A 22540-nucleotide genomic window follows, 5' to 3' on the forward strand; every position below is an offset into this window, starting at 1 on the left:
ATAGGAGATTCTACTGTAAAGAACGGTAAAGGCGAAGGTGATGGCGATATGTGGGGATGGGGAGATTTCTTTGATTATTTCTTTGATCGAAATCGGATTTCAGTAGAAAACCATGCTCTGGGAGGACGTAGCAGTCGCACATTCTTCACGGAAGGGTTGTGGGATAAAGTATTGCCCGGAATAAAGAAAGGAGATTATCTTTTTATTCAGTTTGGACACAATGATGGTGGACCATTGAACACCGGTAGAGCACGTGCTTCTTTAAAAGGGACTGGCGAAGAATCTGAAACAGTGATAATGGAGAGTACAGGTGGGCCTGAAGAGGTGTTTACCTTTGGACATTATTTGCGTATGTATGTTCGTCAGGCTAAGGCACGTGGTGCGAAAGTCATTATTCTCTCGCCAACCCCCGGAAACAGGTGGACAGAAGGGCGAATGAATCGTTTTACAGATACCTATGCAGCTTGGGCATCCGAAGTGGCACACAAGGAAGGCGTTCCCTTTATCGACTTGAATGACATTTCTGCTACGAAGTTTGAGGCAATGGGAATGGATAAGACTAATGGATATTATAAAGATGGAGTGCATACTACGTATGGTGGTGCCATCCTAAACTGTAAATCGGTTATCGCAGGGCTCATGAAATTGACTGGTTGTGATTTAAATCAATATGTGGATAAATCGGCTATTGGCAAGGAATATAAATTTGCTGATAAACCACTATTTCGTGATTCTATATTTGATGGTGCTGCTGATCCAACGCTTATCTGGAATAAGCAGGAACAACGTTGGTTCATGTTTTACACTAACCGACGGGCAAATGCAAAAGAAACCAAAGGAGTCGATTGGGTACATGGTACTCCGATTGGAATAGCAGAATCGCTTGACGGTGGGGCTACCTGGAAATATCGTTGTGATGCGAAGATAACTTATGGGGGTAAGGATTACACCTATTGGGCTCCCGATGTGATAGAAGACGGTGGCAAATATCATATGTTTCTGACCATTGTGCCCGGAACATTTACGGATTGGGGGCATGAACGGGAAATTATTCATCTTACCAGTACAAATCTGATAGATTGGGCATTTCAATCAAAAGTGCAGCTTGCCTCTGATAAAGTGATTGATGCCGGTCTGGTGAAGGCACCCAACGGTCTGTGGAGAATGTACTACAACAATGAACGTGACAATAAGTCTATCTATTATTCTGAAAGCAAAGATCTGGTAAACTGGCAAAATTATGGGAAAGCCATTGGAGATCGCCGCGGAGAAGGACCGAAGATTTTCCAATGGAAAGGAAAATACTTTATGATTGTTGATAACTGGGATGGCTTGGGCGTTTACTCTTCTAGCGATATGGAAAACTGGGTTCGGCAGTCTAAGAATATACTTCAAGGCGGAGGGAATGGCCCTGATGATGGAACACAAGGGCAGCATGCGGATGTTATTGTTAACAATGATCGAGCTTATATCTTCTATTTCACCCATCCGGGGCGCATAGGGGCTGCAGCTAAAATGGATACTCCTGATACGCGTCGTTCTACCTTGCAGGTAGCGGAGCTAAAATACAAAAACGGAGAGATTTATTGCGACAGGGACAAACCTGTGTACATTAATCTAAAATAAATAACAAAGAAAGGGAAACACACCATGAAAAGAGAAGCTTTTAAAATGTACCTGAAACCGGGGTGCGAGGTAGAGTATGAGAAAAGACACAGTGCCATTTGGCCGGAGTTAAAGAAAATGTTGTCCGATAGCGGAGTTTGTGATTATTCCATCTATTGGGACAAAGAGACAAATATCTTATTTGCTTGTCAGAAAGTGAAGGGCAATGAATCTTCGCAAGATATGGGGCATGATCCGATTGTGCAAAAATGGTGGGATTACATGGCCGATATAATGGAGACTAATCCCGACCACTCTCCCGTAACCATACCGTTGGAGGAAGTTTTTAGGATGGATTGATCTTTTTAGACCTTATTCTTTCAAAAAAACGTATTACGAGGCAAAAGTCAGAGTTCTTTCTGTTACTTTTGCCTCGTAATTGTAATCCTTAATTTGAAGAACATGAGACATTTTCTGATCGCTCTTCTTTTATTCTTACTTTTTGCTTTGAAGGGCTTTGCTTCTATTGAAATTCGTTCCAAGCAGATAACTATTGCGGATGGACTGCCTAATAATTCAGTTCGTTATTTTTTGCAAGATAGTAAAGGATTCATGTGGTTGGGAACGTTAAATGGTCTTAGCCGCTATGATGGTAACTCTTTTCTTACTTTTTATCCTTCTTCAGATAAATCTCTCTCTTTGCAAGATCGTCGGGTTTTTGACATTGGGGAAGATAAAAATGGCTTTTTGTGGACCTCATTCTCCTCAGAGCAATTTAGCTGTTACGACTTGAAGAAAGCCTGTTTTGTTGACTTTACAGGGTGTGGCGAATTTCAGCAGAAATATGCAAAAAAACTAATACTTCAAAATGGAGATGTTTGGTTATGGTATGAAGGAAATGGCTGCAGAAAGATTTCTTATGCGAAAGATCGAGGATTTGCATCTGTTACTTACAAACAGGCTAACGGAAAAATACCAAGTGATGATGTGATTTTTGTTTCCGAAGGGGAAGCTGGTGTTATCTGGATTGGTACAAAAGGAGGATTAGTGCGGGTGAGTGGTGGAACATCTACTATTATTGATCGGAAAGAAGATTTTTACCAAGCTATAAACTTCAAAGGGGACAGTTATTTCCTGACAAACAATAATCAAATTTTTATTTTTGATCGATCAACATCCAAACTGCGAAGAGTTGCTTTCTCAAACTTACCTGGACCTGGCATATCGGTCACTGGTTGCTTCTTATTGAAAAATAACTGGGTTATACTTACGTCCGAAGGAGTGTATAGTTATGATTTTAAGAATAAAGTGATGCTTCCTAGCCCTACCTTGCTTGGAGAAGATTTGAAGTCGGCCTCTGTTTCAACGGATAATAAACAAAATTTTTGGATATATAATCATACGGGTAAAGTATGGTACATAAATGCTCGTACTGCAGCGCAAAAGCAGTTTCGCCTCATCCCTTCAGAAAAGATGGGGTACATCGACTTTGAACGTTACCACATCGTGCACGATTCAAGGAATATCATTTGGATTTCGACGTACGGTAACGGGCTTTTTGCTTATAACATTGCAAAAGATGAGTTGAGTCACTTCACTGCAGGAATGAGTGGATTGAGTCATATCGGATCTGATTATCTGCTGAATATCACAGAAGATCGCTCGGGTGAAGTTTGGGTTAGTTCTGAATTCTCGGGTATCTCACGGATATCGGTGATCAATGAAGGTTCTTATCGCTTTTTCCCTGAAGATGAATCTCTGCTTGATCGTTCGAATACCATTCGAATGGTGTCTAAGCTTGGCGAAGGAGAAATCTGGATGGGTACCCGAAAAGGTGGACTGTACATCTATGATTCGCAGTTGAAACTGAAATCTGCAAAGAAAGATTTTCACTCTAATATCTATGCTGTAAAAAAAGATAAAGAAGGTAAGGTCTGGATGGGAAGTCGTGGAGATGGCCTTTGCATTGATGGAGTGTGGTATAAACATCAGGCGTCTGATGAGCGCTCTATTGCGAATGATAACATCTTTTGTATTTATAGAGATATGAAAGACCGAATGTGGGTGGGCACTTTTGGTGGCGGACTCGACTTGGCTGTCAAAACCGATCATGGCTATCAATTTTACCATTATTTGAATGATGGGTATGGTCAGAAACAGATTCGGGTCATCAATGAAGATCAAAACGGAATGATGTGGGTAGGAACAAGTGATGGCGTATATGTATTTAATCCGAATATGCTCATTACTCATCCTAGCCAATATTATTTATATAATTACACCAACGGAAAGTTGAAGAGCGATGAAGTTCGCTGCTTGCTTTCTGATAGTAAAGGACGAATATGGATTGGGACGTCGGGTGCAGGATTTAGTATTTGTAGACCGCAACATAATTATGCTGCACTGAGCTTTGAGCATTATAGTACGCATGATGGACTTTCAAATGATATAGTGCAATCGATCGCTGAAGATAGGAAAGGATGCATTTGGCTGGCTACCGAATATGGTATATCAAAGTTTACACTAGAGAAAAAATCGTTTGAAAATTACTTCTTTTCGGCATATCCTCAAGGAAATGTTTATACCGAAAACTCCAGTTGTGTTTGTGACAATGGCAATATTCTGTTTGGAACTAACTACGGTTTTGTGGTTTTTGATCCCGATGTTGTGAGGAAATACACCTTTTCTTTCCCGGCGGTGTTTACCAATCTTAACGTGAATGGAATGAATGTAATGCCTGATGACGTTCATTCTTCGCTTGCGCTCTCTATGCCCTATGCGAGTGAGATTCATCTGAAGGCCAACCAAAATTCGTTTGTGATTGACTTTTCCTCATTCAACTATGCTGATGCGGGGCAAACAAAGTATTCGTATCGTTTGCAGAACTACGATAAGGATTGGAGTGTGGCCTCTTCTTTGAACTTTGCTGCTTACAAGATGATTCCTTACGGAGAGTATGAATTGCAGGTTAAAGCATGCAATAGCTCGGGTGTGTGGAATGAGAATATAACGACGTTGAAAATCGTGATTAGTCCTCCATTTTATCTTTCTATATGGGCTTTCATAATCTATGCGCTGCTTATTTTAGGAGGAGGATATTTTGCTTTCAAGATAGCTCGCAATTTTAATCGTTTGCACAATAAGATACAGATAGAGAAGCAACTAACGGATTATAAGCTGGTGTTCTTCACCAATATATCGCATGAATTCCGTACTCCGCTGACTCTTATTCAGGGAGCACTGGAACGCATTCAGCGGTTGAATGTTACTTCAAAAGAATTACTACATCCTTTGCAAACGATGGAAAAAAGTACCAATAGAATGTTGAGGTTGATTGACCAATTGCTCGAATTCCGCAAGATGCAGAATAATAAACTGGCTTTGTCATTAGAAGAAACGGATGTCATTGCGATGTTGTATGAGATATTCCTGAGCTTCGGTGATATGGCTGAATCAAAGAATATGGATTTCCAATTTCTTCCTTCTGTGAGCAAGTATAAGATGTATATTGATAAAGGCAAGTTGGATAAAATGGTTTATAATGTTTTGTCGAATGCGTTTAAATATACTCCGCAGGGTGGAAAGATATGCTTGATTGTGAATGTTGAGGCTGAGAAAGATGCACTCATTATCCGTGTGAGCGATACGGGTGTTGGTATCCCAAAAGAAAAGCGGAATGAACTATTTAACCGTTTTATGCAAAGTAATTTTTCTGGAAATAGTGTTGGCATCGGTTTGCATCTGGCGCATGAATTGATACAGGTGCATAAGGGGAACATTGCTTATGAGGAGAATGAAGGAGGGGGATCTGTGTTTATACTTAATTTGCCATTGAGCACTAAAGTATATGAAGATAAAGACTTTCTGGTTCCGAATAATGTGCTTCTGCGTGAACAGAATGACATTATTCCAACGGAACATTTGGAAGAATCGGATGTGTTGATTGCGGCTACTACGGTACCTCTTAATCAACAAAAGATTTTGGTGATTGAAGATGATAATGATGTGCGTCGGTATTTGAGAGAGGAGCTTAGTGCTTATTTCGAAGTGGTGGTGGCTGATAATGGAACAACGGGCTTCGAGATGGCTCGAACTACGGAACCGAGCTTGATTGTTTGTGATGTATTAATGCCGGGTATGAATGGGTTTGAGGTGACTCGAAAGCTTAAATCGGACTTTGATACAAGTCATATTCCGGTAATCTTGTTGACTGCTCTGAGTTTACCCGAAAATCACTTGGAGGGTATAGAGAGTGGAGCGGATGCTTACCTTTCAAAACCATTTAGTATTAAGCTGTTATTGGCGCGTATCATTAAACTGCTTGAGCAACGAGAAAAGCTCAAGATGAAGTTCTCCGAAGAACCGGGTATTATGCGTTCGGCGATATGTGCTTCGGAGCGAGATAAAGAGTTTGTAGATGAGCTGCACAAGTTGTTGGAGCAGAACATTAGTAATGCAAATTTTTCTGTGGATGAGTTTGCTTCGATGATGGGAATCGGGCGTACGGTTTTCTACAAAAAGGTGAAAGGGGTGACCGGATATTCTCCCAATGAATATATTCGTATTATCCGTATGAAGAAGGCAGCCGAACTTTTGCTGTCGGGCAAACTAACAGTGTCGGAAGTGTCCTATAAAGTAGGTATTGATGACCCGTTCTACTTTAGCAAGTGCTTTAAAACGCAGTTTGGAGTAGCTCCTTCTATCTATCAAAAAGGAAAATAAACTGATTAAACGATTATAAGATGATAACAAGTCAGTTAATGCAACCCCAAAGTATTATAGTGGTGGGGGCGTCAAACAATACACACAAACCTGGTGGGGCAATTTTAAGGAACCTTATTCAGGGAGGGTATAAAGGGGAACTGAGGGCTGTGAACCCCAAAGAAACGGAGGTGCAGGGAATACGTTCTTTTGCTTCTGTGGCAGATATACCTGATACTGATTTGGCTATCCTGGCTATTTCGGCCGCTCTGTGTCCGGATGCAGTCGAGATACTGGCTGCACAGAAACAAACACGTGCGTTTATTATTCTTTCAGCGGGATTTGGAGAGGAAACCCATGAAGGTGCTCTGTTGGAAGATCGTATTTTGGAAATTGTAAATAAATATGGTGCTTCGCTTATCGGGCCGAACTGCATTGGTGTGCTTAACACTTGGCATCACAGTGTTTTTACGCAACCGATACCCAATTTGAATCCCAAAGGAGTCGACCTGATCTCAAGTTCGGGTGCTACGGCGGTATTTATCATGGAATCGGCAATGGTGAAGGGACTTCAGTTTAATTCTGTCTGGTCGGTGGGTAATGCCAAGCAGATTGGAGTGGAGGATGTACTACAATATTTAGACGAAACATTTGATGCAGAAAAGGATTCTCGCATCAAGCTCATTTATATCGAAAGTATTAAAGATCCGGACAGGTTGTTGCTTCATGCTTCTTCGTTGATAGGGAAGGGGTGTCGTATTGCAGCTATAAAAGCAGGAAGTTCGGAGAGTGGCAGTCGCGCCGCTTCTTCACATACGGGAGCTATTGCAAGTCCTGATTCTGCTGTGGAGGCTTTGTTTCGCAAAGCGGGTATTGTGCGTTGTTACTCTCGTGAAGAACTCACTACTGTAGGTTGTGTGTTTACTCTTCCTGAACTTAAAGGAAAGAATTTTGCGATTGTGACGCATGCCGGAGGCCCTGGTGTGATGCTGACGGATGCTCTCTCAAAGGGGGGCTTGAATGTGCCAAAGCTTGAGGGGCCGATGGTGGATGAACTCAAAAGTAAGCTTCTTCCGGGTGCGTCTGTTGCTAACCCTATAGATGTGTTGGCTACAGGAACACCGCAGCATCTTGAAATAGCAATAGACTATTGCGAAAATAAATTTGAGAATATAGATGCGATCATGGCTATCTTTGGAACGCCGGGATTGGTGACGATGTTTGAGATGTATGATATGTTGCATCAAAAGATGTTGCACTGCAAGAAACCTGTTTTCCCGGTGCTGCCTTCTATTCATACGGCGGGGAAAGAGGTAGAAGAGTTCTTGCAAAAAGGGCACGTGAACTTTGCTGATGAGGTAACGCTCGGTACAGCCTTGTCGCGCATTATGAATGTGCCAAAACCTGCCGCCAATAAGGCTGAATTGTATGGTGTAAATGTACCCGCTATCCGTCGGATCATTGATTCTATACCTTCGGATGGATATATTGAACCGCATTATGTTCAGGCTCTGCTGCGTGCGGCCGGCATCTCTATTGTCGACGAATTTGTGTCTAATCAGAAGCAAGAGGTACTCGGTTTTGCTCGTCGCTGTGGATTTCCGGTTGTGGTAAAGGTGGTTGGCCCGGTTCATAAGTCGGATGTAGGAGGAGTAGCATTAAATGTGAAGAGCGAAGAGCATTTGGCTTTGGAATTTGATCGGATGATGAACATTCCGGATGCCAAAGCTGTGATGGTGCAACCAATGTTGAAAGGAACAGAACTGTTTATTGGAGCTAAATACGAAGAGAAGTTCGGTCATGTAGTGCTTTGCGGGTTGGGTGGCATCTTTGTGGAGGTGTTGAAAGATGTATCTTCCGGCCTGGCTCCACTTTCTTACGAAGAGGCTTATTCTATGATTCATTCTCTACGTGCCTATAAGATTATTCAGGGAACCCGTGGACAGAAAGGGGTGAATGAAGATAAGTTTGCCGAAATAATTGTTCGGCTATCTACTTTACTACGCTTCGCTACGGAGATAAAAGAGATGGATATTAATCCACTTCTTGCTACGGAAAAGAATGTAGTGGCTGTAGATGCCCGTATAAGGATTGAAAAGGGAAATTTAGGTTAGGCCGTAGTGCTTTTAGATTATAAGTGATCTATCGAGGCGCTAACGAAATGAACTGTTTGCGGGGGCGTGTAACCTAAAGGAAGAAACTTATCTTTATCATTTTCTAGAATAGTGGAATCTCATTGAGAATACATAGATTTCAATTGTATCTTCACTGACAGAGTAAATGATTCGATGCTCAGAATTAATACGCCTTGACCATTTTCCTGCAAGCTCATATTTCAGAGGCTCTGGTTTCCCAATTCCTGTATATGGGTGTTCCGAGATATCTTTGAGTAAAATCGTTATCTTATTCATGATGGGCTTATTCCCTATCTTCTTCCAATATTCGAGGTCTATCTTAGCCTGCTCAAGAAGTTTTATTTCCATAAGTCGTCAATGTCTACAGATGTTCCGCCGCCATTTTTTATTTCTTCATCCCCTTTTCGTATAATATCCATCATGGCAGGGGATTTCATAATGTATTCGGTTTCTTTAATGGAATTGTATTCTTCCAAAGAGATAACGACTACGCTTTCATTCCCCGAACGGTGTACAATTAGCGGTTCACTATCGTTTATAACCCCATCAAGATAGCTCTTGAGGTTATTTCTTAGTTCTGAATAATTTGTTGTTCTCATAACCTTCTTTTTTATTAGTACAAATATAGGTACTTTATGTTGTACTTGATAATGTTTGGAGGTTATTTTTTATAATACGAAAAAGGCTGGAGGATGCAATGCTTTAAGTTTAATACTCTTTTGTGGATTGCATTGATTTAGTATAAATGAAATATTCTATCCATGAGTTTCCACTTTTCAGATGAGGTCGCCTTGGGATCGGATACTTGGAAAACAGACATATACTCTTCCCATTCTGCCTGACGGGGTAGAGTTGCCAGCTTCTTCATGGCCGATTCCCATTCAAAATCGAGTGGTGTTTCAACGACCATAAACAAGTGAGCTCCTAATAGATATATTTCCATTTCAAGAATTCCCACTTGTCTGATACCTTCTCTTATCTCGGACCAATGTTGGGCCCTGCTGTGTCTCTTGATATATTCATCAATTAGTTCGGGAGAATCTTTTAGATCAAGAGTCTGGCAATATCGTTTTGTGGGCTCATGGTATTCCTGAGCCCGATATCCTGTTTCTTTTGTATTCATAGTTATTGAAGCATGTTTATCCTAGTTGTTAATTTTCAGAACCAATGCTATATCGTTTGGCTTTTGCTTTGGGAGGATAATGTTTAATCCGCTATTATCACGAGTGAATAAGACTTTTCCGCTTCCTAATAACTCTACTTTCTTTATTTCTTTTTCATAATTAGGGGAGTCTGTAGCCAATGACTTAATCACAATTTTACCATCTTCAGGCCATCCCATAACGATGGCATATAATGTTTTTCCTTTCTGAGTGAAGCGAATATCTTTCGAAGTATATTTGCTTTTTCCCTCATTAAAACCTTGAGCTTGCATTGGATTTAATTTTTCGGCATCGGGGCCTTCTCCAAATATTGTCCAGGGTCTTGTATCAAATATGCATTCTTTATTTACATCCATCCATCTCCCTATTCCTTCTAAAACAGCTACTTCCTTTTCATCAATACTTCCATCTCCACGTACAGGAATATTCAGCAAGAGATTACCGTTTTTACTGACTATATCTGCAAGCATTTGTATAACTGTTTTGGCTGATTTGTATCTATTATTGTCGTATACGGAACGATTATAATGCCAATCTCCGATACAGGTACATGTCTGCCAAGGTTTTTCTTGTGTTTTGTCGGGAGCACCTCGTTCAACATCCCAAACCAAACATTCCTTTTGCTCTTCTGTTAGAATCTTTCCAAAAATGACGGCATCTAGCTTCCCCTTTCTTTTTATGTTTCTATTGTAGAAATGTGCAGCAATGCGAAGCCCGGCGTCACTAATAGGCCATAATGGAAGAGCTGTATCATCAAAATAGAGTAAATCGGGCTTGTATTTATTGATCATATCAACAGTCCTGTTGTAGAAATTATCGCAATACTCTTTGCTAGGAACTGATACACCATTTCCCCAGTTCCATTGAGAATGGATCGTACCTGTATTTTCGCTCCCTTTACTTAAAGGATGATTTTGTGCATATAGTTCCTGAGGATCTAATCCTTCCCACCATTTCCCTGCTCCATCTTCTTTTGTGAGTTTTCCATCATAAGGAATTCCGGCGTACGGTCCTTGTTTGTCTGCTCCTTGAGATGTTTCATACCACGTCCAGGCATGAGAGGCATGGATACTGACTCCGAATGGTAATTTGTTATGTTTGGCTGCTTTAGCCCAGCCTTCGAGGATGTCTTTTTTAGGACCTATTTTGGTTGAGTTCCATTGATGATATTTACTGTCCCATAGATCGAAATTATCATGATGATTACCCATGGCAAAAAAATACTGTGCGCCTGCCCGTTTGTAGAGCTTGACTAATTTCTCGGGATCCCATTTCTCGGCTTTCCAATCATGAATAATGTCTTTAAACCCAAATTTTGAAGGGTGTCCGTAGTTCTTGACGAACCAGTTATAGTTGGAACTGCCTTCTATATACATTGAACGGGCAAACCAATCTCCTTGCTCGGGTTGGCATTGTGGTCCCCAATGAGCCCATATCCCAAATTTTGCATTACGGTACCACTCGGGCACTTGATATTGTTCTAAGGATTTCCATGTTGCTTCAAACTGCCCCGTTTGCATAGGCTCTGCGGCAGAAGTGGTTGACTGTTCTCTTTCTTGGGCAATGCTGATTTGCCCGAATGAAGTCATAAATAAGGCTACAAATAATATCTTTCTCATAAGTAATGTTTTTGGTGCTTTCCTATCTACAAAGTTAGCCGTTATGAGTTTATCACTATTACACTATCTCGATAGATTATAACACAATATCGTTATTCGTGTCTTTATAAAAATTATCGATGATTGTTAACTCATTATTAATGAGTATTGTATGGCTCAATAGAACTGTTCTTATTTCGATAAAGAATAATGCTATTTCAAGGTTTTTATCGTGATTAGTGCTGTTCTTAGAATTATTAGTTTATCTTCGCTTCAATAGATAACGAAAAACACCAATGGTTAAAGAGAAAGAATACTTAAATTTCACTTTGCTAAATATTGGGCATGCTATTCATAATGCCGATTGGAACTGGAGCAAGGTAAGTAGCCCATTTACAAGACTCTATTGGGTAGAAGATGGTGCAGCTAAAATCATTTTACCTGGCGGAATTTATAATTTAGTGCCTAATCATCTGTACTTAATTCCATCTTTTACTCTCCATAGCTACGTCTGTGACGGATACTTTTCACTGTATTATATCCATATTTACGAAGAACAGACTGAAACTCCCAGTCTTGTTGAACAACTCAACTTTCCCGTTGAAGTAGAGGTTACTGATACAGATGTGTTGTTGATTAAACGTTTATTAAAAATTAATCCGAATCGTGCACTAAAACTCTATGATCCTTCTCTTTATGATAATTCGCAAACGTTATTGAGAAATATATCAGAGAATCAACAGTTACCTTACTATCTAATAATAGAAACGAAAGGCATTTTGCAACAGCTCTTCTCCAGATTCTTAAAGACGGCTGAGATGAGACTTGAAATCACTGATAATAGGCTCTTAAGAGTTCTTATTTATATTCGGAAGAATATAAATAAGACGATCACTATTGGGCAATTATCTGGTCTCTGTTTTCTTACTGATGATCACTTTATAAAGCTTTTTAAAAAAGAAATGAAATGCACTCCAATACAATATATAAATCAAAAAAAGATAGAAAGGGCTCAGGTGATGCTTATTATCGATGATTTACCTATAAAAGAAATAGCTTATAATCTGGCTTTTAATAATATTTCTTATTTCAATAAGCTGTTCAAAAGTGTAACAGGAGTAACCCCTAGTGAATATAAAAAGCCTCCATACGTTTGATCTCCATTAAATAAAGCTTTGTTGTGTTGGCTAAGTCGTCAGAATAGCTCTATTAAGGGCTGTTTATTGATAGACTAAGTGATTGTTGTTTATAGGTTTCTTGGTCACACAGCTGTGTGACTATTGTCCTGCATACGTGTGACCATGGTCACGCAACTGTGTGATCATGGTACTTCAATTGCGTGACTAACTATTATTTTCGTGCAAATCTCTTAATGTATGTGATTTAGTGCTTTAGGCAATGGGAGTTGTTGCCTTATTCAATGAATAAAGTAGCTGCTCTTATTTATCTCAATATTTTTTCTGTTATTGAAAAGAGGAAGATGATTTAGTGGGCTTATCCAGCCCAGTTTTCCCGATCGAGGTTGCGATAACCAATAGCTTCGGCAAGATGCGAAGGCAAGATATTTTCGCTTCCTTCTAAATCGGCAATGGTGCGTGATACTTTTAGAATTCTGTCGTATGCCCGAGCCGATAGGTTTAGACGGTTCATGGCTTGCTTCAAGAGATTGAGCCCTTTCTCATCGAGTTGGGCATACGTAGCTAGGAGTCTGCTTGTCATTTGTGCATTGCTGTGAATGCCGGAATAGGAACTAAAACGCTCTTCTTGTATCTTTCTTGCTTTAATAACCCTTTCTCGTATGGCACTGCTGGCTTCTCCTTGGCGGGCATCAGACATTTTATCAAAGGGCACAGGTATAATTTCTATCTGTATATCAATGCGGTCGAGTAGCGGTCCGGAGATTTTATTGAGATATTTCTGAACCTGTCCCGGACTGCAAACACATGCTTTTGTGGGATGGTTATAGTATCCGCAAGGGCACGGATTCATAGAAGCTACGAGCATGAAGCTGGCAGGGTATTCAATGCTACATCGAGACCGGGAAATGGTAATCTTTCTATCTTCAAGTGGTTGACGCAGTACTTCGAGCACGCTTCGGTTGAATTCCGGTAGTTCATCTAGAAAGAGTACGCCGTTGTGAGCCAGACTAATTTCTCCGGGTTGAGGAAAGCTGCCTCCGCCCACCATGGCTACTTGAGAGATGGTGTGATGTGGATCGCGAAAAGGACGTTTGGAGATCAGTGAGGAGTTACGGCTAAGTTTACCGGCCACAGAGTGAATTTTGGTGGTTTCCAGACTCTCATTGAGCGAAAGAGGCGGTAGAATGGATGGCAATCGTTTGCTCATCATTGATTTACCGCTTCCGGGAGCTCCTATCATAATAATATTGTGCCCTCCCGCTGCTGCTACTTCGAGCGCTCGTTTTACATTTTCCTGACCTTTTACATCGCAGAAGTCAGAGTCAAAGATGGTTTGCTGTGCGTAAAACTCTTCTCGCGTGTCGACGGTTATGGGTTCTAAGTTCAGTTCGCCATTAAAGAATTCAATGACTTCTTTAATATTGCTGACACCAAATACTTTCAGGTTATTTACCACTGCTGCCTCGCGGGCATTTTGTAGAGGAACGATGATACCTTCCAGCTTTTCTTCCCTTGCTTTTATGGCAATAGGCAAAGCTCCTTTGATGGGCTGAATACTCCCATCAAGGCTAAGTTCCCCCATTATTACATACTGAGAAAGTTTATCGCAGGCAATGGTTTCACTTGCGGCAAGCATGCCGATGGCTAGTGGTAAATCGTAGGCAGAACCTTCTTTGCGGATATCGGCCGGAGCCATATTGATCACAATATTGCTTGTGGGCATTTTGTATCCGGTTACCTGTAGGGCGGAAATGATGCGTTGATGGCTCTCTTTAACGGCTGAATCGGGTAGGCCGACAAGATAGAACATGCAGCCTCGAGAGCAGTTGACCTCGATAGTAATGACGGTGGCTTCTATGCCTTGAACGGCCGCACCGAATAATTTAACAAGCATTAGCTAGTAGTTTTGTTGGACTTTTATGTATAACAGAGGGAACGTGTTATTTGACGATCTCTTGTAGTTTCAGTTTTATTGCTTCACATTTTTGTTCCCTTGCTACAATCTTGCCGTCAGGGGCAATAAGGTAATAGTTTGGTAAGCTTTCTATGGAGTATTGTTTGATTACGGGCGATTCCCATCCGGAGAAATCACAAAGTTGTTGCCAGTTTAGTGTGTCATTTTTCACGGTTTTTTTCCAGCTTTGCTTATCAAGGTCTAATGAGATGCCGAGCATGGTGAAGTTCGCTTTCTTTCCATAAACTTTGTGAATCTTGCGTAGCTCACGGTTCTCCTTTTTGCCTGAATCATTCCACGAAGCCCAAAAGTTTAGTAGAATATATTTGCCTTTAATATCAGACAAAGAAACTCTTTTGCCGTTTATATCATTGACGCTGAAGAATGGTGCGGGTTTGCCGATATTCGTATTCTCGTACCGGACTATAAATTTACTCAATTGATCTATGTACGGATCATCTTGTAGTTGTCCGTTCATCAGAGCAATAAGTTGCTTTATCTTTTTGAAATTAGGGGTTGCCTTCTGGACGAAATATTTCTTGAGTAAATAAAGACTAACTAAAGAGGTATGATGTTGGCGAATAAATTCTTCGGCTTTGGTTTCCAGTATTTTTTCAGATAGTTTTTTCCCTTCACCATTTATTGATCGTTGGAAGTCCGTGATTTCTTTATTAAAGCTGTTCCCATTGACTTCAAGGAGGTTTAGATGCTGTATATCTCCTTTTACTTCAATCTTATTTCCTTTTGCTAAAAAGAGAGGACATGCTGTCTGAGTGTTGATGAATAGCATGGCAGAGGTAACGGTATCAATGGAGAGGGTGTGAGAGAACTTATCATCTTTTGCATAAATCGTATCCATTAGGTCGGATAATTCATTTGTACCATAAAGATAGATTGTGTCGTTTCCCAAGCCTTTAATTTCGCCGCTTATACTGACTTTACTTGAATGCGAATGACATCCGAATAAACAAAAAGATGCAATAAATAAAAGACAAATCCTATTCATTCTTTTTTTTGCGAATGTAATGCTTTTGTGGATAATAAAAAAGAGTTGCCTGCCATTTGTGTGGCAAGCAACTCTTTTTTATTGAATTTAGTAGTTGGCTTCTTATTTAATAACGCTCAAGAAATCAGCGTTAGTGAAATATTTAGCAAACTCAAGATCGGTAGAAGCTTTCTTAGCTAATGAAGAATCCTTCTTGATTGCACTCTTAAGACTGCTTGTTAGCATAGATGCATTGTTTGTTCTTGCACCTAGTATAGCCATTAAGTAATCTGTGTAAGCATCAGGATTTTCAACACCAGCAAGAGTGCTTTTTGCTTTGTTATAGTCTTTAGCTAAGATTTGAGCCAAAGCAGCACTGTTTGTTTTTGCATCTCCAAAAGAGTTTACTGCTCTTTCGTATTGGCCTTGCGCAACGTATAGGTTACCCATTGTTTCGCTTAACTCCTTAGTACCGGCAGCTTTACCTAAGTAAGATTCTGCAGTAGTTTTTTCGCCTTTGGCCAAAGAAACAAGAGCAAGATTCATATTTACTTCAGGAGCATCTTTTATGCTAGCAGCTTTTTTAAAGAATGATTCTGCTTTTGTAATGTCGCCAGCTTGATAAGCGATATTACCAAGGTTATTGTAAGCACGGTAATCGTTAGGGAATTGTTTCGTTGCTTTAGTGAAGATTTCTTCTTTCTTAGCGTTGTCCTTTGTTAGGGTTGAAGCGTAAAGAAGTTCTTCAAGGTTCAATTGACTAGCGTCAGTTGCAGCTAATTTAGCAATTTCTTCATCAGACTTGCCAATGATTTCGTAGTTCAAAGTTAAACGTGAACGTCTCAATTGAGGAAGAATGTCTTCTGCCAAGTTTTTGTAAACAGAAGAGATGTTTTTGATTTCTCTTTCTCTTTGTTCAGGATCTTGGTACATTGAAAGAACACGAAGGATTAATTCTTTGTCTTGGATGTTTGACTTAGAAACTAGTTCTTGGAATCCGTCCCAATCTTCAGCTGTGTATTTTGCGTCAACTGTAGCGTCAACTTTTGCTTTTTTAAGTTCTTTGTTCAGATACTTAGTAGTGTTAGCTTCACGCTTTTCTGCTAAACCTGTGTTCAAATCCATGCCACCATCAGGAGATGCATAAGCTGAAATTTCGATGTTGCTGATCTTTTTGTTCTCAGCAGCATTTACGTCTGCAACTTGCTGATTGAAATCTTTAATGCCTAAAGATTTTAATTCGCTAGAGCGTAGGTTAGCTTGTTGGATAAGGAACATGATGTTTGCTTGATGAGCATCTTTGATAATACGTTGGAAAGCGTCGTCACCATTAGCAAGGTTGGCGCTACCAAGAGTGTTACCAAGAAGTTCTGAAGTTGAAATGACACCATCAGCCACTTTAACTGGAGGGATAGCAATCGTCTTATTGCCAATCTTTGCATTAAACTCAAGGTATAGTTCAGATTTAGCCATTTCAGGAACATAGTCAAACGATGTTTTCATCGTATAGCTTCCGCCTGCTTTATAAGAAATAGCTTGGTCATTTCCTTCTACTTTTTCTCCTTGGAATACTGCAGGCTGTCCTTTAACCTGACCGCCTTCCCATTTCAAAACAGGAGTTACTTCTACTACAGCCTTCTTATTGAAGTACTTTTCAGGAAATTTTCCGTTAATTGTTACGGGAACTTTACCAGCTACTGCTTCCAGAACCTGGGGGGTCGTAGTGAAATAGTCAGATGACAATTCACCCATCTTTTTGCTACACGATGAGAGTGCAACAATCATAGCCATAAGTAACGGCAAATACAACTTCTTAATCATTCTAGATATAAATTAAATGTTTCTAATTGAAATTTTGTCTATTCATCGGCTTTCACGGCACATGCTAGAAAGATACGCAAAGATATTAAATCTTACGTATTTCGACAATCGTAGCCTCGTTTTTATTATAATTTAATATAATCAAAGTGTAAAAAGCACTCATTTTGTTCTTTACCTGTATTGTGAACAAAGAACGACGGCCTATAGTTTAGGATGTTGCTGCTTTTCTTTTCTATACTTTATATTACGTGGATGGTGCTCTATTATCTCGCTTCTTAACATCTCTCGATCAATGTGAGTATATATTTCTGTAGTAGCGATTGATTCGTGTCCTAGCATACTCTGTATAGCCCTTAAATTGGCACCTCCCTCGAGTAGGTGGGTCGCAAATGAATGTCTAAAAGTGTGCGGGCTGATAATTTTTGTTATACCTGCTATTTGAGCAAGTTCTTTTATAATGTGAAAAATCATAATTCTTGATAATCCGGTCCCTCTTCTGCTTAAGAAGACAAAGTCTTCATATCCTTTTTTAATATTTTGTTTGTTTCTGTCAAGGAAATATAACTTAATTTCTTTAATGGCTTTTTGAGAAATCGGTACTAATCGCTGCTTGCTACCTTTTCCTTCTACTTTGATGAATTCATCTTCTAGATAGATGTTAGATATTTTTAATGAGGTTAATTCAGAGACTCGCAGTCCGCAGCTGTAAAGGGTTTCTAGAATTGCTCGGTTTCTCTGTCCTTCGTTTTTGCTGAGGTCGATAGAGGCGATAATGGCGTCAATTTCTTCTATTGATAACACCTCTGGTAGCTTCAAACCAATTTGCGGACCTTCAATTAATTCGGAAGGATCTATGTCGATGTAGTCTTCTAATATTAAAAATCGAAAGAAAGATTTAATGCCCGAAATGATACGTGCTTGTGAGCGAGCGTGGATACCTATGTCATGCAAACCAGCGATGAACTGTTCGAGGTCGTTAGTGGTGGTTTGTAGAATGCCAATGCGTTCCGAAGATAGAAAGCTCATAAGCTTTTCAAGATCAGTGTTATATGCTTCTAGCGTATTTTTAGACAGAGACTTCTCTAATTTCAGATATTGCTGATATTTTTTGATTATAGCTTTCTCGTTCTTGCGTTTTTCTTCATCTAATATCATTTCTTTTTTCTACCTTTGCATTTTAAAATATTGTTCTTGGCAACAAAGGTATTAAAAACATTAAGTAAGGTTGTATTATGAGGATACAAATTATTAACGGCCCCAATATCAATCTATTAGGCAAACGTGAACCTACTATTTATGGAAGTGTTACTTTTGAGAACTATTTGATTGAACTTCGAGCGAAATACGAAGATGTAGAGATAACTTATTATCATTCTAACATAGAGGGTGAACTGATAAATAAGATACAGGAAGTTGGATTTGATGTAGATGGCATCATCTTGAATGCCGGAGCTTATACACATACATCCATCGCTTTGCAAGATGCTATCCGTTCTGTCACAGCACCAGTTGTCGAGGTACATATTTCGAATGTACATGCAAGAGAGGCTTTTCGTCATGTTTCGATGATAGCTTGTGCATGTAAAGGTGTTATTTGCGGTTTTGGACTAAACTCTTATCGATTGGCCCTTGAGACTTTAACAGAGAAATAAATTTAAGTATTACATTTTTTGAAAGGAATTTATGAAAAAGCATACTAAGATAGTTGCATCTATTTCAGATCGTCGTTGTGATGTTGATTTTCTTGCGCAGTTATACGATGCAGGGATGAATGTTGTTCGATTGAACACTGCCCATGCTGATAAGGCTGGCATTGAAAGCATTATAAATAATGTTAGAAAGGTATCGAATAAGATTGCCATCTTGATGGATACGAAGGGGCCGGAAGTGAGAACAACTGCTTGTGCCGAGCCAATAGCTTATAGTATAGGTGATAAAGTGAAGATTGTTGGTGATCCGTCTCGTGAAACGACTCGCGATTGTATAGCTGTTTCTTATACCGGTTTTGTTAAAGATGTTCATGTAGGAGGAAGTGTTCTTATTGATGATGGAGATTTGGCTCTTTCTATTGTGGAACAAACTGACGAGTGTTTGTTTTGTGAGGTTCAGAATGATGCAACGTTGGGAAGCCGTAAGAGTGTAAATGTACCTGGAGTACGTATTAACTTGCCTTCTTTGACTGAGAAAGACAGAAATAATATTCTTTTTGCAATAGAGAAAGATCTCGATTTTATAGCTCATTCTTTTGTTCGTAATAGACAAGATGTACTTGATATTCAACAGATTCTTGATGAGCACCATAGTGAAATTAAAATTATCGCTAAAATAGAAAACCAAGAAGGTGTTGATAATATCGATGAAATTCTTGAAGTTGCTTACGGGGTGATGGTAGCTCGTGGAGATTTAGGAATAGAGGTTCCTCAGGAAAAAATCCCGGGTATCCAACGCACCTTAATTCGCAAATGTGTTTTAGCTAAGAAACCGGTGATTGTAGCGACTCAAATGCTGCACACGATGATAAACAATCCTCGTCCCACACGTGCCGAAGTAACTGATATTGCTAATGCTATTTATTATCGTACGGATGCTCTGATGTTAAGTGGGGAAACTGCTTACGGGAAATATCCTGTGGAAGCTGTACAAACAATGGCTAAAATAGCTGAACAAGCTGAGAAAGATAAACTGGAGGAGAATAATATTCGTATTCCATTGGATTCTGATAATGTTGATGTGACGTCTTTTCTTGCTAAGCAGGCTGTTAAGGCAACTTCAAAAATGAACATTCGTGCTATTATTACGGATAGCTACACAGGACGCACTGCTCTAAATTTGGCTGCATTTCGTGGCAAATATCCTGTTTTGGCGATGTGCTATAAAGAAAAAACGATGCGCTTGCTAGCGTTGTCGTATGGCGTTCTACCTATCTATTTGGAAGAGAAGGTGAATGCACAAGCTTATTTCTTCTCGGCTCTTGAATTGTTGCTGAAAGAAGGACGCCTTGCTGAAAGTGATATGGTAGCTTACCTTAGTGGCAGTTTTGGCGAAGGGGGTGGTACTTCTTTCTTGGAAATTAATAAGGTTAAGACCGTCTTGTCAAAAGCGAAAGATTATTTAATACCTTCATTTGTAGAAAGATAATGTTGACTCCGGATGCATCGTTAGAAACGTATATATTAGAGCATATAGATCCGGAAAGTGATTATTTAAAGGCACTCTATCGGGATACGCACGTAAAATTATTGCGCCCTCGTATGGCCTCAGGACATTTGCAGGGGCGTATGCTGAAAATGTTTGTTGAAATGATCCGCCCTCGTCAGATTCTTGAAATAGGTACTTTTAGTGGCTATTCGGGACTTTGCCTGGCTGAGGGCCTTGGAGAAAATGGATTTCTACATACGTTTGAAATTAATGATGAACAGGAAGATTTTACCCGCCCATGGTTTGAGAATTCAGCTTATGCGGATAAAATAAAATTTTATATAGGAGATGCTCTTGAACTCGTTCCTGAATTGGGAATAACTTTTGATTTAGCTTTCTTAGATGGCGATAAGCGAAAGTATATAGAGTATTACGAGATGTCTTTATCTCATTTGTTGCCTGGCGGATATATTATTGCCGATAATACATTGTGGGATGGGCATGTACTAGAAGAGCCTAATTCAAATGATTACCAGACTATAGGCATCAAGGCTTTTAATGATTATGTGGGGAAAGATATGCGAGTGGAGAAAGTGATCCTTCCTTTACGTGATGGCTTGACAATCATACGAAAGAAGGCTTGAGGGTCAAAATGAACGATTAAAAAATAAATGATAAGATGGAAACAACCAGACAGAATAAAATATCACGCCTTTTACAAAAAGAATTAAGTGAGATATTTTTGTTGCAAACAAAAGCAATGCCCGGCATTTTAGTATCGGTAAGTATCGTGCGTATTAGTCCGGATATGAGCGTTGCACGTGTCTATCTTAGCGTTTTCCCTTCTGAGAAAAGTGATGAATTAGTGAAGAATGTCAATGAGAATATGAAGTCTATTCGTTATGAACTTGGCACACGTGTGCGTCATCAGTTGCGTATCATCCCAGAACTAAAATTCTTTGTTGACGATTCACTTGATTATATAGAGAAAATAGATTCATTATTAAAGTGAACTTTCCTTTTTATATAGCCAAACGTTACCTTTTCTCAAAGAAGAAGCATAACGCTATTAATATTATCTCTGGCATCTCTGTCTGTGGAGTGTCACTGGCTACATTGGCCTTAGTGTGCACTCTTTCCGTGTTTAACGGTTTTCAAGATATGGTGGCCAGCTTCTTTACGGCTTTTGATCCTGAATTAAAAATAACAGTAAGCGAAGGAAAAGTTTTTGATTCTCAAGATAAACGTATTCAGCAACTTCGGGCAATGCCTGAGGTTGCTGTTTTTACAGAGACCCTTGAGGAAAATGCCATGGTGCAATACAAGGACCGTCAGGTAATGGCTGTTATTAAAGGAGTGCAAGACAATTTTGAGAAATTGACTACAATAGACAGTATTCTATATGGTACAGGTGATTTTATGCTTCATGATTCTATTGTTGAATATGGTGTTATGGGCATTGAACTTGTTTCTTCTTTAGGTACTGGAATACAGTTTGTTGATCCATTGCAGGTGTATTCTCCCAAACGACACATGAAGATTAATATGGCTAATCCGGCCTCTTCTTTTAATATGGAATATCTTTATTCGCCGGGGGTGGTCTTTGTGGTGAACCAGCAAAAATACGATAGCCGATATATCTTAACTTCTCTTGCATTTGCACGTCGTTTGTTTGACTATCAGTCTGAGGTATCTGCTGTTGAACTGAAATTGAAGCCGGGGTATAGTGTGTCATCTGTTAAAGAAAAGATGGAAAAGATCCTTGGAAAACCGTTTGTTGTGCAAGATCGCTATCAACAACAGGCTGATGTTTTTCGTATTATGGAGATCGAAAAATTGATCTCTTACCTTTTTCTTACTTTCATTTTAATGATAGCCTGTTTCAATGTTATCGGCTCTTTGTCTATGCTTATTCTTGATAAGAAAGAGGATGTTCTTACCCTGCGCTATCTTGGTGCGGATGATCGTCTTATTTCTCGTATATTCCTCTTTGAAGGGCGACTGATTTCGGTCGCTGGTGCTTTTATGGGAATTGCTTTAGGACTTCTTCTCTGTTTTGTACAACAGCGTTTTGGCATCATTTCTCTCGGGGGAGCAAATGGTAGTTTTGTAGTTGATGCTTATCCTGTTAGTGTACATTTTAGTGATGTTATTCTTATTTTCATCACTGTGATTGCTGTAGGCTTTCTTTCTGTGTGGTATCCTGTTCGTTACCTGAGCAAACGGTTACTGAAAAAATAAAATATTTATAGATGAGAGCAAGTCCCTTCCTTCTTTTTGTTACAGAGGAGGCTTATTGGA

18 protein-coding genes are annotated in these 22540 nt (G+C 39.7%); 10 read left to right on the plus strand and 8 right to left on the minus strand.

Annotation, left to right across the window (positions count from 1 at the left end; all coding sequences use genetic code 11):
• The 4 genes from BQ5338_RS17085 (at position 1) to BQ5338_RS15635 (ending at position 8420) form a co-directional block, all read left to right on the plus strand.
• Entirely contained in the window at positions 1-1626 is a 1626-nt protein-coding gene (locus BQ5338_RS17085; RefSeq protein WP_262483093.1) for a GDSL-type esterase/lipase family protein, read from the plus strand.
• 24 nt (positions 1627-1650) lie between these two features.
• A complete protein-coding gene (gene rhaM / locus BQ5338_RS15625) occupies positions 1651-1965 on the plus strand; it encodes an L-rhamnose mutarotase (RefSeq protein ID WP_071147688.1) in 315 nt (104 codons plus the stop codon).
• A 102-nt stretch (positions 1966-2067) separates the two neighbouring features.
• Entirely contained in the window at positions 2068-6327 is a 4260-nt protein-coding gene (locus BQ5338_RS15630) for a hybrid sensor histidine kinase/response regulator (RefSeq protein ID WP_071147689.1), read from the plus strand.
• Positions 6328-6347: 20 nt separating this feature from the next.
• Positions 6348-8420 carry an acetate--CoA ligase family protein gene (locus tag BQ5338_RS15635; protein ID WP_071147690.1) on the plus strand — a complete coding sequence of 691 codons (2073 nt, stop codon included), beginning with the start codon at positions 6348-6350 and terminating at the stop codon, positions 8418-8420.
• Between the two features lie 96 nt (positions 8421-8516).
• Here the strand turns inward: BQ5338_RS15635 and BQ5338_RS15640 are convergent, their stop codons facing one another.
• The 4 genes from BQ5338_RS15640 to BQ5338_RS15655 form a co-directional block, all read right to left on the minus strand.
• Positions 8517-8789, minus strand: a complete 273-nt coding sequence (locus BQ5338_RS15640; protein ID WP_071147691.1) for a Txe/YoeB family addiction module toxin — start codon at positions 8787-8789, stop codon at positions 8517-8519.
• Complete coding sequence (locus BQ5338_RS15645) at positions 8780-9040, minus strand: type II toxin-antitoxin system Phd/YefM family antitoxin (RefSeq protein WP_071147692.1); 261 nt, start codon at positions 9038-9040, stop codon at positions 8780-8782. The genes BQ5338_RS15640 and BQ5338_RS15645 overlap by 10 nt, the downstream gene beginning before the upstream one ends.
• A gap of 137 nt (positions 9041-9177) precedes the next feature.
• Positions 9178-9564, minus strand: a complete 387-nt coding sequence (locus BQ5338_RS15650) for an L-rhamnose mutarotase (RefSeq protein ID WP_071147693.1) — start codon at positions 9562-9564, stop codon at positions 9178-9180.
• A gap of 21 nt (positions 9565-9585) precedes the next feature.
• Positions 9586-11223: an alpha-L-fucosidase gene (locus BQ5338_RS15655; RefSeq protein ID WP_071147694.1), complete on the minus strand. Its 1638-nt coding sequence runs from the start codon at positions 11221-11223 to the stop codon at positions 9586-9588.
• A 275-nt stretch (positions 11224-11498) separates the two neighbouring features.
• Between BQ5338_RS15655 and BQ5338_RS15660 the strand changes: the two genes are divergently transcribed.
• Complete coding sequence (locus BQ5338_RS15660) at positions 11499-12359, plus strand: helix-turn-helix domain-containing protein (protein ID WP_071147695.1); 861 nt, start codon at positions 11499-11501, stop codon at positions 12357-12359.
• A 337-nt stretch (positions 12360-12696) separates the two neighbouring features.
• Here BQ5338_RS15660 and BQ5338_RS15665 read toward each other — a convergent pair whose 3' ends face one another.
• The 4 genes from BQ5338_RS15665 to xerD all read right to left on the minus strand — a co-directional run bounded on the left by BQ5338_RS15665 (position 12697) and on the right by xerD (position 18256).
• Positions 12697-14235 carry a YifB family Mg chelatase-like AAA ATPase gene (locus BQ5338_RS15665; RefSeq protein WP_071147696.1) on the minus strand — a complete coding sequence of 513 codons (1539 nt, stop codon included), beginning with the start codon at positions 14233-14235 and terminating at the stop codon, positions 12697-12699.
• Positions 14236-14281: 46 nt separating this feature from the next.
• Positions 14282-15301 carry a TlpA disulfide reductase family protein gene (locus BQ5338_RS15670; RefSeq protein ID WP_071147697.1) on the minus strand — a complete coding sequence of 340 codons (1020 nt, stop codon included), beginning with the start codon at positions 15299-15301 and terminating at the stop codon, positions 14282-14284.
• 102 nt (positions 15302-15403) lie between these two features.
• Positions 15404-17101, minus strand: coding sequence for a tetratricopeptide repeat protein (locus tag BQ5338_RS15675; protein WP_071147698.1), 1698 nt, complete (start codon positions 17099-17101; stop codon positions 15404-15406).
• 201 nt (positions 17102-17302) lie between these two features.
• A complete protein-coding gene (gene xerD, locus BQ5338_RS15680) occupies positions 17303-18256 on the minus strand; it encodes a site-specific tyrosine recombinase XerD (RefSeq protein ID WP_071147699.1) in 954 nt (317 codons plus the stop codon).
• Positions 18257-18333: 77 nt separating this feature from the next.
• Between xerD and aroQ the strand changes: the two genes are divergently transcribed.
• Genes aroQ through BQ5338_RS15705 form a run of 5 tightly spaced genes read left to right on the plus strand, consistent with a single transcriptional unit; the run spans position 18334 to position 22480 of the window.
• Positions 18334-18753: a type II 3-dehydroquinate dehydratase gene (gene aroQ, locus BQ5338_RS15685; protein ID WP_071147700.1), complete on the plus strand. Its 420-nt coding sequence runs from the start codon at positions 18334-18336 to the stop codon at positions 18751-18753.
• Between the two features lie 31 nt (positions 18754-18784).
• Entirely contained in the window at positions 18785-20239 is a 1455-nt protein-coding gene (gene pyk / locus BQ5338_RS15690) for a pyruvate kinase (RefSeq protein WP_071147701.1), read from the plus strand.
• Complete coding sequence (locus BQ5338_RS15695) at positions 20239-20883, plus strand: O-methyltransferase (protein WP_071147702.1); 645 nt, start codon at positions 20239-20241, stop codon at positions 20881-20883. The genes pyk and BQ5338_RS15695 overlap by 1 nt, the downstream gene beginning before the upstream one ends.
• 35 nt (positions 20884-20918) lie before the next feature.
• Positions 20919-21251: a 30S ribosome-binding factor RbfA gene (rbfA, locus tag BQ5338_RS15700; RefSeq protein ID WP_071147703.1), complete on the plus strand. Its 333-nt coding sequence runs from the start codon at positions 20919-20921 to the stop codon at positions 21249-21251.
• Positions 21248-22480 (plus strand): FtsX-like permease family protein, encoded by a 1233-nt coding sequence (locus BQ5338_RS15705; protein ID WP_071147704.1) that lies wholly within the window; start codon positions 21248-21250, stop codon positions 22478-22480. Before rbfA ends, BQ5338_RS15705 begins: the two co-directional genes overlap by 4 nt.
• Positions 22481-22540 lie beyond the last annotated feature (60 nt).

The sequence above is a fragment of the Bacteroides ihuae genome, from assembly GCF_900104585.1.
Classification (GTDB): domain Bacteria; phylum Bacteroidota; class Bacteroidia; order Bacteroidales; family Bacteroidaceae; genus Bacteroides; species Bacteroides ihuae.

Bases quoted from the DNA above. Each gene is read 5' to 3' on its own strand.
- rhaM (WP_071147688.1), top strand. From the start codon at position 1,651: ATGAAAAGAGAAGCTTTTAAAATGTACCTGAAACCGGGGTGCGAGGTA.
- BQ5338_RS15630 (WP_071147689.1), top strand. From the start codon at position 2,068: ATGAGACATTTTCTGATCGCTCTTCTTTTATTCTTACTTTTTGCTTTG.
- BQ5338_RS15635 (WP_071147690.1), top strand. From the start codon at position 6,348: ATGATAACAAGTCAGTTAATGCAACCCCAAAGTATTATAGTGGTGGGG.
- BQ5338_RS15640 (WP_071147691.1), bottom strand. From the start codon at position 8,789: ATGGAAATAAAACTTCTTGAGCAGGCTAAGATAGACCTCGAATATTGG.
- BQ5338_RS15645 (WP_071147692.1), bottom strand. From the start codon at position 9,040: ATGAGAACAACAAATTATTCAGAACTAAGAAATAACCTCAAGAGCTAT.
- BQ5338_RS15650 (WP_071147693.1), bottom strand. From the start codon at position 9,564: ATGAATACAAAAGAAACAGGATATCGGGCTCAGGAATACCATGAGCCC.
- BQ5338_RS15655 (WP_071147694.1), bottom strand. From the start codon at position 11,223: ATGAGAAAGATATTATTTGTAGCCTTATTTATGACTTCATTCGGGCAA.
- BQ5338_RS15660 (WP_071147695.1), top strand. From the start codon at position 11,499: ATGGTTAAAGAGAAAGAATACTTAAATTTCACTTTGCTAAATATTGGG.
- BQ5338_RS15665 (WP_071147696.1), bottom strand. From the start codon at position 14,235: ATGCTTGTTAAATTATTCGGTGCGGCCGTTCAAGGCATAGAAGCCACC.
- BQ5338_RS15670 (WP_071147697.1), bottom strand. From the start codon at position 15,301: ATGAATAGGATTTGTCTTTTATTTATTGCATCTTTTTGTTTATTCGGA.
- BQ5338_RS15675 (WP_071147698.1), bottom strand. From the start codon at position 17,101: ATGATTAAGAAGTTGTATTTGCCGTTACTTATGGCTATGATTGTTGCA.
- xerD (WP_071147699.1), bottom strand. From the start codon at position 18,256: ATGATATTAGATGAAGAAAAACGCAAGAACGAGAAAGCTATAATCAAA.
- aroQ (WP_071147700.1), top strand. From the start codon at position 18,334: ATGAGGATACAAATTATTAACGGCCCCAATATCAATCTATTAGGCAAA.
- pyk (WP_071147701.1), top strand. From the start codon at position 18,785: ATGAAAAAGCATACTAAGATAGTTGCATCTATTTCAGATCGTCGTTGT.
- BQ5338_RS15695 (WP_071147702.1), top strand. From the start codon at position 20,239: ATGTTGACTCCGGATGCATCGTTAGAAACGTATATATTAGAGCATATA.
- rbfA (WP_071147703.1), top strand. From the start codon at position 20,919: ATGGAAACAACCAGACAGAATAAAATATCACGCCTTTTACAAAAAGAA.